This is a genomic window from Nocardiopsis coralliicola, assembly GCF_054779695.1.
The window spans coordinates 85358-101662 of the sequence record NZ_BAAGXT010000009.1 but is presented as its reverse complement, the minus strand read 5'-3'; the positions used below and the strand labels follow the sequence as shown (position 1 = coordinate 101662).

The following is a 16305-nucleotide window of genomic DNA, read 5'->3' as shown; positions in this document are numbered from 1 at the left end:
GCGGTCGCACCGCGGGGCGGGCCGGCCGGACTCGATCCGGACGGCCCGCCCCGCCGCGTCGGCAGGGTGCAGCGCCGGAGCCGGCCCCCGAACCCCGCCGTCAGGATGCGGACCGGCGCGCCGCCTCGCGCAGCCAGGACGGCCCCGGGTCCCGGCGGAGTTCCGCCAGGCCGCGGCCGAGCGGAGACGCCCGGTCGGGACGCGGAGTGCGGCCGCTCCTGCGCGCCGCGAGGAGGTTGCGGCCGAGCGCGCCCTCCTCGACGATGCGGGCAACCGCCCCCTCCGCCACGCGCGAGCCGTCGAGCCGGGAGTTCACCTCGTCGACGGTGGCCCGGTCGACCGGGGGCGGGTCCGCGAGCGGCGCGGCGATCCCGTCCGCCTGCGCCTGGGTGCGGATCTCCTCCAGAGCGCCCAGATGGCCGTTCAGCTGCTCCACCGCCCCCGCAGAGGTATGCGGATACCAGGCCGGGTCGACCTGGGGAACGCCGTCGATCCAGACCAGCGTGCCTTCGTCATGGAGGCGGCGGACCAGTCCGTCATGCCGCTCCCCAGCAAACGTCTGGAACGACTGCGCCGACCGCCGGGAGCTCTCGACCGCGCCTTCCCACCGTGCCAGGGAGTCGTCAGCGGACCGGCGCAGCGTGCCGGCCGAACGCGCCCGCTCCAGTTCCTCGCGGGCGCCGGTCAGTCCGGCTTCTGCTTCGACGAGCCGCTCATTGGCCGCTCGGCGGATCCGGCCGGCACTCACCCTGCCGTGGTCGGACATGGCCCTTCCGCCGCGCCGCGCCAGCCGCACACTCGCGGTGAAGAGCACGACGCCGATCCCGGCCAGCAGGCCGAGCGCGCCGCCCACCGCTACCGCTGCCACGCGGACCGCCTCCGGCGTACCCGGTCCTGCCCGGCGGGCCCAGCCGTCACCGGGAAGGCCATCGGGGACGCGGGCCGCAGAATCACCGGGCTCCCTTCGGGGCCGTGGCGCGGGACGGCTCGGTCCGGGGGAGCCGCGCAGTGCTCCACGCCGATGCTGCGCCTGCGGAGGGCGCCGCAGATCCCCGGCGCCGTGCGGCAGCGTCCGACGACGCGCTCGCCACCGCGCTCCTGATCGACGGGGGCAGGGGGGCCGCCGCGGAGAAGGGCCCGCGGGGCCGGTCGAGCCGGCCCGGCAGGTTCGCGGCGACACGTTCGGCGTCGTTGAGACGCTCGCCGTACCGCTGCACCGTACGGGCCAGCGCGGCCGCCTTGTCCGAGGCCGCGCTGACGAGTTCGGAGATGCGGCGTACCGATTCTGCGACCGGCCGGTCCGCACTGCGATAGGCGGCCGTGGTGGCCTGGAGCGTCCGGTACTCGACGACCTTCGGGTCCGCATCCACCGCGAGCGCGTACTTCTTGGCGTCGGCGAGCCCGCGTTCGGCGTCCGCGCGGCCCAGCCAGCGGGCGCCGAGCGCGGTTGCTCCCACCACGAGGGCGAACACGCTCGTGAATGCCCCGCAGAGGGCGAGCAGAGTCGTCAGCGACACGGGGCCCACCTTCTCTCCCGCCGGCGTGCACCGCCGGCCACCAGAGATTCCAGCGCAGTTCCGCGACGCCGCCGCGCACGGTGGGCGCCGCGGCGGTGGCGGCGGGGTGAACCGGGGATGTCGGTTACCGCGGGAGCCCGGGCGAAGGCCTGGCCCTAGCGGCCGCCGGTGGGAGAGAACGGGGTCAGGGCAGCAGGGTCAGCTGCGCCCCCGAGGGAGGCTGGGTGGAGGGGGGTGGCGGCCGTGCTGCCCGGCAGCACAGCGCCCCGCTCAGAGCGCTGCCGCTGAGCGGCGGAGAGGCCGGGCGTGTGCAGGGCAGCCCGCCCCGCCGCTGAGGTGTGCTCCCGCCCGATGAGGAGGTGCTCCGAGTCCTGGAGTCCCTGCACGGCGCCGACATGGCTGCGAAGCACGGTCGGGCCGGGTACCGGGTAGTCGCTGCGTGCCTGATTGATGCTGTCGAGCGCGGCAGCCCCGCCAGGAAGCAAGTCCCCGTCGCCGTTGACCAGGGTGATTGTGGAGACCACAACGTCGTCGGCGGCTTCGGCCCGCTCGATGCTGTCGGCCATGGTCGCCGACACCGCCCCCGCCCACTCAGGGAAGGCGTGTCGGACGGGTTGTCGATGGAACCGGGGAGAAGCTGCCCGACCAGCCGAGGTCTTCTGCGGCCGCCTGCGGGGGCCTGAGGAAGGCCCCGGCCTTTCAGCCAGACGTTCGCGGCTGAGCGCTGCTCCTCGCGGAAGCGGTCAGGGCTGTCGCCCGGCTCGGGGCCGGCGCCGATGCGGCCGCCGGTCGGGCCCAGAGCCAGAGCCAGTTCGGCGGCGGCAATGCCGCTGGTGTTCGCCGCGTGGCGGCCGGCATTGGCGCTGCGCAAGCTGAACTGGGAGAGCGTCTGCGGAGAGTCTGACGACGGAGCTGGGAGCAGTGGGTGGCACGCTCGCCAGGCCCTCCAATGGGGCGCTGTTACCAGCGGCGGCCCTGCTCTTCAATCAGGTCGCCCACCGCCCCTCCGAGGACCTCGGCGCGCTGGTGGGCGTGGCGGTTGGCAACGCCGAGCGCCGTGGAGGCAGTTTCCTCGCGCGTCTCCGCCGGCTGGTCCGCGCTGACCCCGCCGGCCACGACGGCGTTACCCGCCGCCGCTGCCAGTGCCGTGCGCAGTCCAGAGGCGGGGGCCGGCCCGGGCGCGGGGCGCTTCTCGCTCATGGCGGCTCCTGTCCTGATGACTGTGTTCATGGCGTGCACACGGTGGTTGTTGCCCGGCGGCCTCCGCCCGCCCTACCGCCTCGTGCTGGGACGCGGATGAGGCCCGGCACCGTCACGGGCGGCCCCTGCCGGGCCCGCGTGTCGGGCCCCCGGGGCGGCCCCTGCTGGGGCGCTGTGTCCCCCGCTGACCGGGCTTCTTGACGGCGTCGGCGATGTTCCGTGCGGTGCGGCCGGTGCCGGCTTCCTGGGGAAGCCCCACAGCTTCGGGAATCGGATGGTTCTTGGCCGAAGCGCGCAGGATCCCCTTCCAGTACTGCGCTGCCTCGGGGGTCTTCGTCCCCGCATCGGCGAGATGGTCGATGATCCCCGTCAGCGTCTTCTCCGCGGCCAGCACGTCGCGCACGTTGGCGGCGATGAACTCCTCCGCGGTGGGGTTCCGGTGCGGCATCCGCACGTCGCCTTCGCGCGAAGGCAGGCGGGGGACGCCGGCGGGCAGGACCCTGTTGGCGCGCTGGGTGAGTTCGGAGGGGGACGCGTCGGGGGCCGGCGCTCGGCTGTCCAGCACGAGGGAGAGCTGGGCGACCATGCTGATTCCGCGACTGGTCTGCTTGTAGGCGTCGTTAACCGCATGGTCCGGGAACGCCTCGGCAGGTGCTGCCTCGTCCTTTGGTACTGGCAGGTGAGAGATGGCGTCCACGGTGCCGTCAAACAAGGTCTGGGCAACCATACGGGCTACTTCAACGACGGAATCGGCTCGTTCCTTAGCGCACGTGTTGGCGCGGTGGAACAGTTGACGGCGGTCTCCTCCGGTGGCGTCGCCGCTCACCTCCCAGTCCGCTCAACCGGCCGGAGCCGGGGGAGCAGAGCGCTGGGGGACAGGGGCATAGAGCGGTCTACCATTCGTCCTCGAACCAGCCCTCCGGGGACGGTTCGGCGGGCAGCGGCCGGGGGTCCTGGTGGCGGCGGGACGTGCACTCGCGGAACGGACCGGTATCACCGAGCAGGATGCTCATCTGGAAGTCCAGGTGATCGCGGTACCAGATCGCCATGCCGGTGCCAGGCTCCCACCGCAGCACCTCCCAGGCGTGCCAGAGCGCCTGGAAGCGCGAAACGGCCTCGGCGTGCCGCCACCACTCCTTGCACCAGCGGAACTGGCCGCCCTCGGCGCGGACGTAGACGGGAAGGAAGCGCAGCCGCACGAACTCCTCGACGTTCTTGAAGACCGGCTCCGGCGGCGGCTCCTCCTCGCCGCCCCCCTCGGCACTGAAGTCCGCGGATCCATCTGCGCCGTCGCCGGGCTCGCCGTCCGTGCTCGCGGCCGTCACCGCGCCGACGATCCCGGCCGACTGCGCCAGCATGTCACCCGGCCCGGCGGGCTGCCCGGTGCCGTCCGGCCCCTCCAGGGGCGCTTCGCCGCTCTGCTCTGCCAGCGCGCTCCCGGCGGGGCCGCCGCCGTCGCCGCTGCCGGTCCTGCCGGCAGCAGGGCTGCCTGCGCCGCTGCTGGTGACGCTGTCCATGGGGGATTCACCTTCGGTTCGTGCGTTGTCGTGGGAGGGTGCCGGAGAGGGCCGCCGGTCATGCTGTGGCCGCGGTCTTCTCCCGCCGGTGGATCTGCGCTGCCCGCTGGTTGCGGGTCCGGGTCTGGCGCGTGAGGCGGGCGGCCGCAGCCCGCCTGGTGGCCCGCGTCCGCACCACGGCGCTGAACCGCCGCGGCGATTCAACGCGCGACCGGTGCGCTTCCCACTGCCTGCTCCGTGACCCGTTCTGCTTCCGCTGCCCCGGCTGCACCGCGTGTCCGGAGGTGCGACGCTCCGAGGAGTGCCCTTCCGGAAGCGGGGTGGCCGACGTCTGATGGCCGGACATCCCCTTCGCCACCCGGTGCTTCTTGGCTTCCTCGGCCTGCTGGTGGGCGGCGCCCACCGCAGTCTGCGCCGACCCGAAGTCGTTGAGCACCGTGCGCGATTCAGCCAGCGCCGGAGCGTCGGCGGCGCTCACGAAGCCGGTGCGCGGCGCCGCCGCGGCCCGTTCCCGCTCCGGCATGCCGCGCAGCTCGTCGAATGCGGACAGCGCGGCGGTTTCCCGTGCCCCGGGCTCCGCGGCGTGGTCCTCGGCCCGGTCCCGGGCGCGGTCGAACGCGTCAGCGAAACCGGGGATGGAGCGCCGCGCATCGTCGACCAGGGCCCGGGAGGTGCCTGCGGGGAGGCGGCCGTCCGCCTCCGCGGTCATGGCGGCTTCGGCCGTGTCGCGCAGCAGGTTGAGATCGGACCGCTTGTCCCGGAACCAGGGGAGCGCCTTGGCGAAGTACTCCTCCATGGTCTCCATCGGGCGGCCGTCAGCCTGCCACACTGCGCCGGCGAGCGCGGTGGCCTTGTCGGTGCGGCCCGACAGCAGGTCCCCGTTGAACTCCGGGTCCTGGACGATGCCGCGTTCGATGGAGTACCAGAGCGCGGGGTTGCGCTCGGCGAGCTGGTCGATTGCGGTGCTCTCTACGGCCGAGGACGCGGGGTCCTGCGAGTTTGCCGCGCTGAACCACAGCAGAGCCGTGTCGCGCGGGGCGGCGCGGCTGAGGACCGAGGCGTCGTCGGCTGCTGTGCGCCACAGGCCGGACAGCGGGGTGCCCGGAGCCGGGTCGGAGTCTTTCAGCGTGCGGTGCGCCTGCTGTTCCAGGCGCCACGCGGCCCAGTGGTCGTGCAGCAGCTCGGACGCGTCGGTAAAGCCGGCTGTCTGCTTGACCCGGCCAACCTGCTCCCGCCCCACGTCCAGCTGCCTGGCGACTTCGCCCGCGTCGCCCTGCTGGACGAGCGGGACCGCCGCCTGCACGACCTTCGGGGAGAGAGCGGGTCGGTCCTCCGACGGCGGAGTCCAGCGGCGCCGATACAGGGCCATCCGGAGGGAGGCCGCGGCGAGAAGCCCGGAGTTCTGCAGCCCGCCCTTGCGGATGCCCGCGCGCAGTGCCGAGTGCATGAGTGCCTCGGCGATGGCGCTGTCCCCGCCGCCCCCACCGCGGTCGCCGTCCCGCCCGGTCGGGTACGACTCGGGCAGACCGCGCGTGCGGCGGCGCTCAGCCGACTTTGCGTCGGTGAGGCGGGACGCCTGCCGGCGCCGAGAGGTGGCCATGGAGACTCCTCAGAGAAGGAGGGGAGGAAGGGGCGGCGGAATTGACTAGCGTCCTTTTCCGAGAGGCTTCGCCTTGGCGTGATGGTGAGGTCTCTTCGGCACCTTGGATTTTGGGATATCCTTTGCCGCTGCAGCTTTTCTCACGGCCTCTCTTAGTGCACCTGTAGCTGTCTTTCCCTGGGCTGGGCTGCGCTCGGTGAACATAAGGATCCTCGTTTCTTCTCGGCTAACTCTACCCAACCGCCACGGGTGCGGACCGGTTCTCCGTTTCCGTTCGGGGGCGAGTGGGAGGGGCCAGGATTGCGCCCGCTGGAGCTGCGTGGCTCATCGTGTCTGTCCGCTCTTCTGCTTGTTTCGCTTCTGGTTGCGGTTCAGGGTCCGGGTTGCTCTATTCCCCAGGGTCGCGGACCTTGCCCTGCTGAACCAATTGCGGTTGCTCGGGTTTTTTGATGAATATTCCATCAGTGGTTTATCTAGGTGGCCGCCGCGTGGTGATGGAGTGTCTACCTTGGTCGTGTCCTTCGGGACGGCGCTCCAGGCGTTCTGCAGACGCTCACTTCCGGATCCGACCGCACCAGTGAACGCGCTGCGGTGGCCCGCCTGGTCCTGCGTGATGGACTTCAACCCTTCGCGAAAGATACGCGGCCGGCGCCGCCTCTCCCCGAGGTGCTCCAGGGCCTGCATGTTCGCGTCAGTGGCTTCGGCGTAGGACTTGTATGCCGACGATGCCTCATTCTTGAGGTTGTCTGCCTCAGTGCGCACATTGGCGGTGTAGGCGGCGGCTGCGGATTTCGCTTCTCTCAGCGCCAGATCGGCCATTCCGCGGGCGACCGTGACTTCGGTTCTACGGTTATTCTGCGCCGCCCGGAACTCCGATGACCCTGCCCCATTCTCCTTGAGAGCCTTCGCCACTCGGCCGTCGTGCACCGATTCGACTTCCTGCACGTGCAGGGCGCCAGCAGCCCGGACGGCTTTCACATGGTCGTCGGCGCGCGCTTCAGCATCGGCAACCACCCTGTCGGCGGCGCGGAGCGTGCGCCGCGTCCAGCGCTTTGCGGCGCGCCGACGCTGGTCCAGGACGTGCTGGGCGCGATCGATCTGCCTTCGCTGGCCCTTGCGTGTGAAGTCCCGCAGGCCGCGGACGGCAGCTCTGAGCAGGCGGACGGTTCCCTGCACGATGCGTGAAGCCACCGTTGCGGCTGTGCCGAGGAATGAGTAAACGGACTGCGCCATCCAGCGCATCAGGGCCGCAGCATCCGAGATCCAGTCGCCCCATCCCCGTTTCGCTTCCTCGCCGGACTGCTCCGCACCTGCCCCCAGCCGATCTCTGGCGTCAGCCATGCTCTTCTCCTCAGCGGCTCAGTACTGGCGTCGGCAACGGGCGGCTGTCTAGGGCGGAGTACATTCGTGCTTCGGTGGTGGCTTCGCGGACCCGGCGCCATGCAGCGGCGCCGAGGACGTGCCGCGATTCCTGAGACGGCTGATGCAGGGCATCGGGCTGCGAAGCCCGTCAGCCAAGCGGTTTCGCTGCCTTCCGATGATGGGGCCGGTTCGGGACCGGTTGGTAGACCCCGCTTCGCGAGGCGAGGGGTTTCCTTCGGGGATCGGGGTTCCTGAGTTTCACGGGAGAATTCCTGAGCACATCTGAGGGGCGCTCCTTCGACACGCCGCTTCCCCTGGGAGCGTCGCCGGCACCCGTACCGGGGGCGAGCGGCGGGATGATTGCGTCGAGCGCGGAATAGAAGCCGTCAGTATTCTGCTCGTGCTGGTCCGTGATGCTTCGCAACTCGGTGTAGAAGTCGGCCCGGCCGACGTTCTCTGCCAGTTCCCGGGCACTCCGGGCCAGCTTTAGCGACGATTTGTCGAAGGGGCGGTAGATCTCACCGATCGCGTCCAGCAGGGGCCGACCGGACATGCCTTCCGGCAGAGTTTCGGCGCTCGGCCGCATCTCGGCCTCGATGCGTGCGTTGTCGGCAGCCTCCTCGATCTGGTGGAGAGCGTGGTCGACCAGGTCCTTGCGTACGGCCTGCGTGATGTCGGATGCCGCCGCCGGCGGTGTGCGGTCGCTCTGGTCTCCAGCCATACGATCCTCCCGAGTGGCTCATCGCCGCTGCAGTAGCAGCGTCTTTCGGTGTCAGTGGCGGTCGGGAGCGGTGTACCGCGCCCGGGCTCCGTCGGTGATGCGCTGCTCGGCGTCCTTGATGGCCGCCGAGACGGAGCCGGCCCGCTTCGTGCCGTACCACGGCAGCATCTTCAGCAAGGTGGGCTGGGCGGCGGTGGCGAACATGAGGCACTCGCCCTTGCCGATCTTGCGGATGTCGGAGCCCTGCATGATCTCCTGGCGGCGCAGCTGGACCGAGTGGTTGCCCTTGCCCTCGCCGTAGCTGAACGACGTGGTGGAGATGTCGTGCTGGCCGATCAGCTTGGACAGCGCGTCGACGATCTTGTGGTCGTCCAGGCCGGCCCCGAACACCTTTACCGTCGCCGCCGACCACATGGCTTCCATGCCGTTCTCGGTCCACACCCGGACGCCCTGCTTGTAGCTCTGCAGGATGGTGACCGGCACGATGCCGCGCGATCCCAGGTGCGAGTACATGTCGGGCAGGTCGGCGATCTTGCAGATGTTGGCCGCTTCGTCGAGGACGGCGGTCAGCGGCGGGTCGAGCCGGCCGCCCTGGCCCTCGGACGCCTCCTCGCCGGCGAGGAAGATCGCGTCGGTCATCGCCGCGATCAGCGGGGCTGCGGCGGCCCGCGACTTGCTGAGCAGGTGGAGCGTCTCCCGCGAGGTGACGAACGCCTTCGGGTCGAACTCGTCCAGGAGCGGGTCGTCCGGTCGGCTCACCCACGCCATGATCTGCGGATCGTCCAGGCAGCGGGCGGCGGTGCGCGCGGTCGTGTAGATGCCGTCGCGCGTCTCGGCGACGATGTTCTGCGTCTCCCGCAGCGCCTCCGCATAGGCGGTGAAGCCGTTGTCGAAGAGCACGTCGACCGGCTGCGGCAGCTTCGTGTCGTGCAGCCACTCGCCGACCTTCGCCAGCGATTCGCCGGAGAGCGCCGCCGCGAGCGTCAGCTGCGAGATCAGGGCGCGCGCGGCCGGCCCCCACATGTCCTTCTTCGAGTCGTCGTCGATGGTCAGCACGAAGTGCCCGGCCAGCCGGTAGGCGTCTTCGACCGTCCGCACCGCCGCCAGCGGGTTCCACCAGAACTCCTGCTCCTGGTGGGTGATCGACTGGGGGTCGAAGAGCCAGATGCGCTCACCGGTTGCGCGCCGCCGCAGCTCCGCGGTGGCCGCCCACACGTCGGCCTTGTTGCTGGTGGCGAGCGCCGGCCCCGGCGCGTCCAGCACGTAGGGGATCGCCATCGCCGTGGTCTTGCCGGCCCGCGGCGCCATGTAGGCGAGGATCGTGTCCTCCCAGGAGGCGTAGAGCCGCGGCCCGGACCGGCGGCCGCCCGGCTGCTTCACGTCGCCGATCGCCAGCCCCACGTCGGCGTTGGCGAGCCCCTTGCCCTTCCGGCCGCGCAGCGACCGGCGGCGCAGCCGCACCGCCTTGTCCGCTGCCTCGGGCCTGGCCAGTTCGCCGACCGTGTCGTTGCCCTTGTTGAGTGCGGTCACCGCGTCGGGCTGGCCGTAGAGCCGGTTGCGGACCTTGGCCAGCAGCCACCCGGCGGCCACCACCGCGCCCAGCGCGAGCACCGATGACAGCGCGAAGACCGGCACGGACGGCACACCCGGCCAGGTGGCCTCGGTGTCTCCGGTCACCAGCGCCACCGCCCACACCGCACCGAACGGGGCGACCTCGCCGCCGAGCACCGAGGCCACCGCCCGCGCGGACAGCCAGACGAGGTAGAACAGCCCGACCGCACCCCACAGGGCGAGCAGCACGAGCAGCGGCGGGGCGCCCGCGGCGGCGGATCCGCCGCGGACCTGGTAGGTCGGGCGCTTGGCGCGTGCCATCGCTTCACTGCCTCCGGATCGCCTGGTCGGTGTCGTAGAGGTGGCGCTCGTCGGCCGTGAGAGACATCTGCACGGGGATGCCGAGCCGCTCCGCACCGGTCTTGATGAGGTACTTCCCGCGCCCCGGGTGGCGCGCGCCGGGCTGCCAGGAGTCCGGCGACGACCAGGACGCCACCAGCCCCCGCTCCGGTCCGGTCATCGGCGTGATCCGGTTGACCCAGGCCAGTTCGCGCGGCGGCAGCCCTGCCAGCACGGTGATCGCCGACCGGTCGACGAAACCGCGCGCCTTGGCCCGGTCCTCCTCGCTGGCCAGCGCTTCGAGGTCGCTCAGCGAGTGCGTGACCATCACCGACGCCATGCCCTTGGACCGGTTGAGCCGGGTGAGCGAGTCGGCGAACTCGACGAGCCCGGGTGCGCCGCGCAGCGCCCGCCACAGCTCGTCCATCACGCCGATGTAGGAGCGCCGCCGCATCAGCCCGTGCTCGGCGAGCACCGAGGCGGCGTCGACCATGCCGAAGCCGTAGCTCCAGGTGCACAGCATCGCGGCGGTCAGCAGCTTGTCGCCGGCCGCACCGACCCGGGAGATGTCGACGCTGACCGCCGGCGCCTCCATGTCCAGCGGCGACGTCGTCTCTCCGTCGAAGACGCCGGCCAGCGACCCGGTGCAGAGCAGCCGCAGCGTGAAGACGAGGCCGTCGACGCGCTGGGCGTACTGCGCGTGGCCGTCCGCACGGGCGAACGAGCGCAGCGACTCGGGCCCCTCTTCGACCACCCGCAGCACGTCGATCACGGTGGGCTGGCGGGTGCCGGCGAGGCGCTCATCGAGCAGGTCGATCGCGGCGCCGAGCACGACCTCCTCGGAGTTGTCGATCCGGCCCTCCCGGATCAGCGTGCAGAGCGCCATCAGCAGGGAGATCCGCCGGGACCGCACCTCCCAGCGGAGCTTCTCGCGGTCCACGTGGTCGAGATGCTCCATCACGCCGCCGAGCGGGCCCGCGTCGAGCGGGTTGATCCGTTCCAGGCCGCGGCCGATCTTCACCACCTGGCCGCCGAGGTGGGCGACGAGGTCGGTGTAGTCGGGTTTGGTGTCGCCCAGGATGATGGCCTGCGATCCGAAGGCGACCGCGCCGGTCACCAGCCGCTTCACGAACGTCGACTTGCCGGTGCCGGGCTGGCCCAGCACGAAGCAGCCGGGGTTGGTGACCAGGCCGGCGCGCAGCCACGCCATCGGGTCCATGCACACCACCTCTCCGGAGAGCAGGTCGCGGCCGATCGGCGTGCCGATCGCGGGCGGCTTGCTGCTGGTGACGAAGGGGAACAGGCCGCACGCCTGCGCCGTGGTCGCCTGGTACTCGGCGGCGTTGGGGATGTTGGGCGCCAGGCCGCCGCCGCTGTGCCGCCAGCCGAAGAGCGGCGCGATGGTCTCCCGGCCGGGCGGGGCGGTGTCCGGTTCCGCCGGGTCGTGCGGGGCCTCTTCGAAGCTGTTCGGCCTACCGCCTGCGCCGCCGGCCGCCAGGCTGGGAGCCGCCGGCTCGGTGGCAGGATCCCGGTGCTGTGTGGAGGTCATCGCGGGGTCACCCCATTCCGCGTTGGATGAGGAAGGGCGGGCAGACACCGAGCGGCAGGGTCGTGGCGAAGGCGACATCCTGGCTGCCCCACGCACGGCGCAGCCGGATCCGGGAGGTTTCCGCGGCCGCCTCGGTATGCGCCACGGCCTGCTTGAGCTGCTCGGGGTTCTCGACGGTGGCGCAGGTGTACAGGCTCATCTGCACCAGGCCCGCGCCGCGGGTCTCCTCCCGGGCGGCCTGGCGGGCGTAGGCGAGGTCCTGGCTGTCCCGGGCGCTCACCCGGTGCCGCACCCGCCAGGACAGCTCGCTCTTGTACTGCGCGGCCGAGTTCTGCGCCTCCAGCGCGCGCGCCGCGGCAGCGGCCGGCCACGGCCGGAAGAGCAGGGTCGTCCGCTTGGTCCACCGGGTCGGTGCCAGCAGTTCGGCCAGCACGGTACTGGTCACGTGCGTCCGCGGTGCCTCCTGCCAGACCCAGGCGACGCTGGTGCCGCTGTCGTGGGCGTAGTGGTCGTGCAGCGCCTCGGCCTCGATCGGGGTGGCGTCGGTCCAGTCGCCGGTCTCGATGTCCTCCGGGGTGTGCTCCACCATGTTGTTCATGTGCCGCAGCGCCGCCGGGTCGAAGGCGGAGCGAACGGTCGCCACGAGCTGCTCCGGTGTGGACCGGCCGAGCACCGTCACGCCGGTGCCGGAGAGGCTGCTCTCCAGCGTGGCGAGGTAGCTGCCCACCTCGGCGGCGGCCTCCAGGCGGTTCTTCGGCGGGATGGGGAACTTGCGCGGGTCGAACGTGATGGCCACGCGCGTCTCGATCTGGGCGCTGACCGCCGGCGCCAGCTGCACCAGGTCGTCCACGATCTTGCGGGCGGTACCGGGAGCGGACGGGTCGATCTCGGCGCGCACCCCGTCGCGCAGCGCCGTCCCCGGGTCCGGCCGCGACTCGACGGTGACCGCGACCCACTGCACCCACTGCATGTAGCCGAGGGAGGCGAGCCAGCGGTGCCAGTTGGCCACCCAGCCGTCGACCTCGGACGGTTCGGCGAGCCACACCGAGTTGGACGACACCCGGATGGTGGCCGTCATGTGGCCCAGCCGCCGGTTCCAGGCGATCCCGAACCGGCCGCCGCGGCCGTCCTCGCAGGACAGCAGCGTCGTCGGAGCGAGGATGCCGGGAAGCTGGAGCGCACGCGGATGCTCCACCATCACGCCGGCCCGGTACCGGGTGTGGCCGAGAAGGGCCGCCCAGCGCCAGCGCAGCTGCGTCATCAGGAAGCCGAGGAGCGACGTCCCCTGCACGGGCACGGCGGCCAGCACGAAGACGACCACCATCACGGGCAGGACGTAGGCGGCGAGCCCGGGCGCGTAGAGCCCGGACAGCATGAGGAAGACGAGGCAGCCCAGCAGCGCGAGCGTGCCGCCGAAGCCCAGGCCGAACAGGCCGATGCTGCGCCGGCGCCGCCAACCGCCGTAGGTGCGGGCCATGGTCACGCCTCCCTAGCGCCCGAAGGCCCGAAGTCCGGGCCCGAGATGGGTGAGGGGGCACCCGATGCGGTGGGAGCGTCCCCGCCGCTCTCCGGAAGTGCCCCGGTGTCGATGCCGTCAGCGCCCGGTGGCCCGGATGCGGAGGCTGCAGTGAACTCGCCGCCCGTTTCGGCCGCTCCGCTCGCTGCGGCGCCCTCGCTGACCGCCGATTCGTAGCCCGATGCGGCGGCGTCGTCGGAACCCGCGGCCACGGTGGCCGATTCGGCCGCGGACGTGCTCCCGTAGCCCCCCGCGGAACCCGATGCCCCTCCGGTTGAGGTGAGGGCTGCGCCGTCTCCGCCGCCGGGCAGGGAGCCTCCTCCGGACGTGGCGATCGCCGTTCCTTCCCCGCTGAGGCCGGCGGTGTTCGTGCTCCCGGTGCCGTCACCGAACTCAGCGGCTCCGAGGTTCCCTGCGACGTCGTCGGCCCGGTTGTTCGCCGGTTCGGAGCCGGTCCCCTCGCCCGACGGCGCGCTGGCGGTCGTGACCGACGAGTCCTGGCCGGCTCCTGCCGTGTCCTGGGAGGCGCCTTCCCCGCTCGCGCCCCCGGCAGCTGCTCCGGAGCCGGAACCGCCGCTGCCGCCCCCGATGAAGGAGGATCCGAGCGCGAGCGCCCAGACGCCGGGTGAGCTCATCAGCTTCATCAGCACGGGGAGCGCGCCCGTAGCGAGGAGCATGACGGCCGCCGCCAGCAGATACCGGAAGAGGGGGTTGTCGCCGGTGTTGATGCCGAGGAGGACCAGCCCGGCCAGATAGATCAGCAGGATCAGCGGCTTGTACAGCAGGCAGGCGAGCAGCCAGCCGACGAGCTTGGTGAAGATCTTGAGGCCGGGCACCATGGTGCTCGCCGCTGCGAGCGGCAGAACGCAGACGATCAGGTAGATGATGGCCTGGAGGAGCGCCATCACCACGATCTGCACGGTGAGGCCGACCATCACCGCAAGCCCCACCATCTCGGTGATCGCGCCCTGGGCGAGCGGGCCCGCGAAGCCGGCGTCCGTTGCCTGCTCGTTCATCGCGGCGCGCAGCACGCTCGGGTAGACCTGCGCGGCCACGGTGAGGAGATCCTCCGGTTCCTCGTCTCCTCCGACCGTGGCTTGGAACTCTTCGTCGCTGAGATTGAACTGCAGGACCATGCCGGTAAGGGCCCTGCTGAGCCCGACGAGCACGGTGACGATGAAGATGCCGGCGAACGTCGTCACGATCACCGTGAGCAGGCCGCGGATCAGATCCATCATCGGGTCGAGCCGCCGCTGCCAGAGCAGCCGGATCGCGGCGAAGAGAATCCCCAGCGTTGCGAGGAAGAGGACGAAGGGGTTGAGGATGTTCTGGACGTGCAGCCAGCCCTGGTCGATCTGCAGGGGGACCCAGCCGGTCCCCTCCTCGTAATAGCCCTCGGTCTGCTCGCTCAGGTAGAACGGGTTGGCCCGCATCAGGCTGAAGAGTGTCTCGGTGACCTCCTGGAGGGATCCGCCGACCCACCCGGTGTTGTCGCCGGTGCCTTCCGTGGCGCCCACACTTCCTCCTCTCGCTGGGGTAGTCCGGCTCAGTACCTGTGTCCATCGAGCCCCGGCGCTAGGCGGCGCCCGTCAGCGACGTGGCAATGGGGATGGCGACGAGCACCAGCGAGACGCCCATGATGGTCCACACCAGTCCGCCGACCCCTTCGGCGGCGACCTCCGACTTGCCGAGGCGGCCGGCCGCCATCTTCCCGGCGCAGTAGAGGACCCCGATCACGCCGAGCACGACCAGCACCCCCTGCGCGTAGCTGAGGAACCGCTGGATCGCACCGTCTCCGCCGGTCTGCGTGTCGCCGAAGCCGAAATTGGGCAGCTGCGGCTCGGGCGCATAGGTGGCCTGCGCCTGCAGTGCCCCGTCTGCAGCGGCGAATACGTCGATGAGTGCGGCGCTCATGGAATCAGTCGGCGGTCGGACCGGGCGGTAGTGCCTGAGCCGTGGCTGTCGCCCATGGTCACGTCGTGTTCGCCACGGCATTGATGATCGGGATCGCGACGAGCATCAGCGAAATCCCCATCACGGTCCATACCAGTCCGCCGACGCCGTCCGCGGCGAGGTCGGACCGGCCGAACTTGCCGACGGCCATCTTTCCGGCTGCGAAGAGGATGCCGATGATCCCGATGACGACGATGATGCCCTGGCCCCAGTTGATGACCTCCTGGATCGGGTTGTGGTTCCCGTCGAAATCAGGAAGTCCGGGGTCGCTCTTCCAATTGAAATCGGCGGGCAGCATCGCGGCTGACTGCAATGCATCGGCCGCAAGGTGCAGGATGCCGTCCATCGGTTAGTTGCCTCCAGCGCTCAGAAAGGTGGTGGCGGCGTGCTCGCGGCATCCGGCAGTGACTGCTTCGAGTGCCTGCTGGGCCTTGCGGGGCAGCCGTACGTGGGAGGCGTCGGACGTGTCGACGAACCGCAGCCCGGCGACGAAGGGGATGCGCACGGTCCGCAGCACCCGCTCCTCCGCGAGCCGGAAGCGCGCGGTCGCCTCGGCGGGCTCGGGGCCGGCGCCGTCCGCCACCACGGCGAGCACGGCCGGCCGGATGCCGTTGGCCTCCAGAATGCTCAACACCGGACCGGTGTGTGCCGAGGCCGCCGAGGTATTGCGGGTGACCAGCACCAGCGGGCGGCCGTAGGTGCCGATGCGGCGGCGCTCGGTCGTGTAGGCACCGAGGTCCCACGGGGCATCCAGGAGCACACGGAGAGTGGTGGTGCCGGCGCCTCCGTGGCAGCCGAGGAGGACGGGTTCGGTGGTCCAGTCCGGCAGAGTCTCCGCGGTGAGACCATCGAGCGCGCCGACGGCGTCGGGCGGTGCCGCCTGTTGCTGCAGCATGGCCATCATCTCCAGGTAGAGGGATCTCCAGGTGCGGGTCGGGAGCACCACTGGCAGACCGGTGGGCCCGTGCGCGAGCGCGTGATCGACGGGACCCGCGGCCGCGGAATCTGAGGTGGCGGCTGCCTTCGGAGCGGCAGCGGCCATCAGGGCACAATTTTTAGCCCTTCCGGCGAACTGCCGCAAGTTTCCCAAATGAAACCTACTACCCAGAGTAATGGTTTCCTGCGGTGTTCTCGAGAACTCCTTCTGCAAATGTGGTGGTGTCTGGAAACACCGTCTGGTGGGGCCCTGTTTGGTCGACCGAGGAAGAGTGGAGGGTTGCCATTCAGGGCCAATGGAGTGCGTGTCTCGGAGTTGCCATCGATGGTTTTCCATTCGGTGAGTAAATCGTTATCGGTGGAGACTCTGTGTGCGCGTCCGAAAATTGCCTGCCGTTGCGCTGTCCCATGTGCTCGGGTATCCCTGAATGCGTTCGCCTGCTGCGCAGGCATTTCCGCCCGTCTTCCCGTGCTGATCGGAGGCAGCGTGTGCCCCTCCTCGCGCGCTCTGGCCCGCGGATCCCGCACTGAAACCCTGTTCGTC

The 16305-nt window shown here is 71.0% G+C and carries 16 protein-coding genes; all 16 read right to left on the bottom strand.

The features are described 5' to 3' along the window. Positions 1–100: 100 nt before the first annotated feature. Positions 101–868 (bottom strand): hypothetical protein, encoded by a 768-nt coding sequence (locus ACYVGT_RS09465; protein ID WP_460856096.1) that lies wholly within the window; start codon positions 866–868, stop codon positions 101–103. An 82-nt stretch (positions 869–950) separates the two neighbouring features. Next, a complete protein-coding gene (locus ACYVGT_RS09460) occupies positions 951–1517 on the bottom strand; it encodes a hypothetical protein (protein ID WP_460856095.1) in 567 nt (188 codons plus the stop codon). 155 nt (positions 1518–1672) lie between these two features. Then, positions 1673–2083: a hypothetical protein gene (locus ACYVGT_RS09455; protein ID WP_460856094.1), complete on the bottom strand. Its 411-nt coding sequence runs from the start codon at positions 2081–2083 to the stop codon at positions 1673–1675. A gap of 394 nt (positions 2084–2477) precedes the next feature. Further along, positions 2478–2717 carry a hypothetical protein gene (locus tag ACYVGT_RS09450; RefSeq protein WP_460856093.1) on the bottom strand — a complete coding sequence of 80 codons (240 nt, stop codon included), beginning with the start codon at positions 2715–2717 and terminating at the stop codon, positions 2478–2480. Between the two features lie 112 nt (positions 2718–2829). Further along, positions 2830–3444 carry a hypothetical protein gene (locus tag ACYVGT_RS09445; protein ID WP_460856092.1) on the bottom strand — a complete coding sequence of 205 codons (615 nt, stop codon included), beginning with the start codon at positions 3442–3444 and terminating at the stop codon, positions 2830–2832. A 166-nt stretch (positions 3445–3610) separates the two neighbouring features. Beyond that, positions 3611–4234 carry a DUF4913 domain-containing protein gene (locus ACYVGT_RS09440; protein ID WP_460856091.1) on the bottom strand — a complete coding sequence of 208 codons (624 nt, stop codon included), beginning with the start codon at positions 4232–4234 and terminating at the stop codon, positions 3611–3613. Between the two features lie 58 nt (positions 4235–4292). Further along, positions 4293–5834 (bottom strand): hypothetical protein, encoded by a 1542-nt coding sequence (locus ACYVGT_RS09435; RefSeq protein WP_460856090.1) that lies wholly within the window; start codon positions 5832–5834, stop codon positions 4293–4295. A gap of 324 nt (positions 5835–6158) precedes the next feature. After that, complete coding sequence (locus ACYVGT_RS09430) at positions 6159–7175, bottom strand: hypothetical protein (protein WP_460856089.1); 1017 nt, start codon at positions 7173–7175, stop codon at positions 6159–6161. Positions 7176–7344: 169 nt separating this feature from the next. After that, on the bottom strand, positions 7345–7917 hold the full coding sequence (locus ACYVGT_RS09425) for a hypothetical protein (protein WP_460856088.1): 573 nt from the start codon (positions 7915–7917) through the stop codon (positions 7345–7347). 51 nt (positions 7918–7968) lie between these two features. Further along, on the bottom strand, positions 7969–9789 hold the full coding sequence (locus ACYVGT_RS09420; protein ID WP_460856087.1) for a type IV secretory system conjugative DNA transfer family protein: 1821 nt from the start codon (positions 9787–9789) through the stop codon (positions 7969–7971). Positions 9790–9793: 4 nt separating this feature from the next. Next, on the bottom strand, positions 9794–11356 hold the full coding sequence (locus ACYVGT_RS09415) for a hypothetical protein (RefSeq protein WP_460856086.1): 1563 nt from the start codon (positions 11354–11356) through the stop codon (positions 9794–9796). A gap of 7 nt (positions 11357–11363) precedes the next feature. Further along, entirely contained in the window at positions 11364–12833 is a 1470-nt protein-coding gene (locus ACYVGT_RS09410) for an SCO6880 family protein (protein ID WP_460856085.1), read from the bottom strand. 2 nt (positions 12834–12835) lie between these two features. After that, positions 12836–14389 (bottom strand): hypothetical protein, encoded by a 1554-nt coding sequence (locus ACYVGT_RS09405; RefSeq protein WP_460856084.1) that lies wholly within the window; start codon positions 14387–14389, stop codon positions 12836–12838. A 58-nt stretch (positions 14390–14447) separates the two neighbouring features. Further along, positions 14448–14786 (bottom strand): hypothetical protein, encoded by a 339-nt coding sequence (locus ACYVGT_RS09400; RefSeq protein ID WP_460856083.1) that lies wholly within the window; start codon positions 14784–14786, stop codon positions 14448–14450. A gap of 58 nt (positions 14787–14844) precedes the next feature. Further along, complete coding sequence (locus ACYVGT_RS09395) at positions 14845–15171, bottom strand: hypothetical protein (RefSeq protein WP_460856082.1); 327 nt, start codon at positions 15169–15171, stop codon at positions 14845–14847. Positions 15172–15174: 3 nt separating this feature from the next. Further along, complete coding sequence (locus ACYVGT_RS09390; RefSeq protein ID WP_460856081.1) at positions 15175–15771, bottom strand: hypothetical protein; 597 nt, start codon at positions 15769–15771, stop codon at positions 15175–15177. Positions 15772–16305 lie beyond the last annotated feature (534 nt).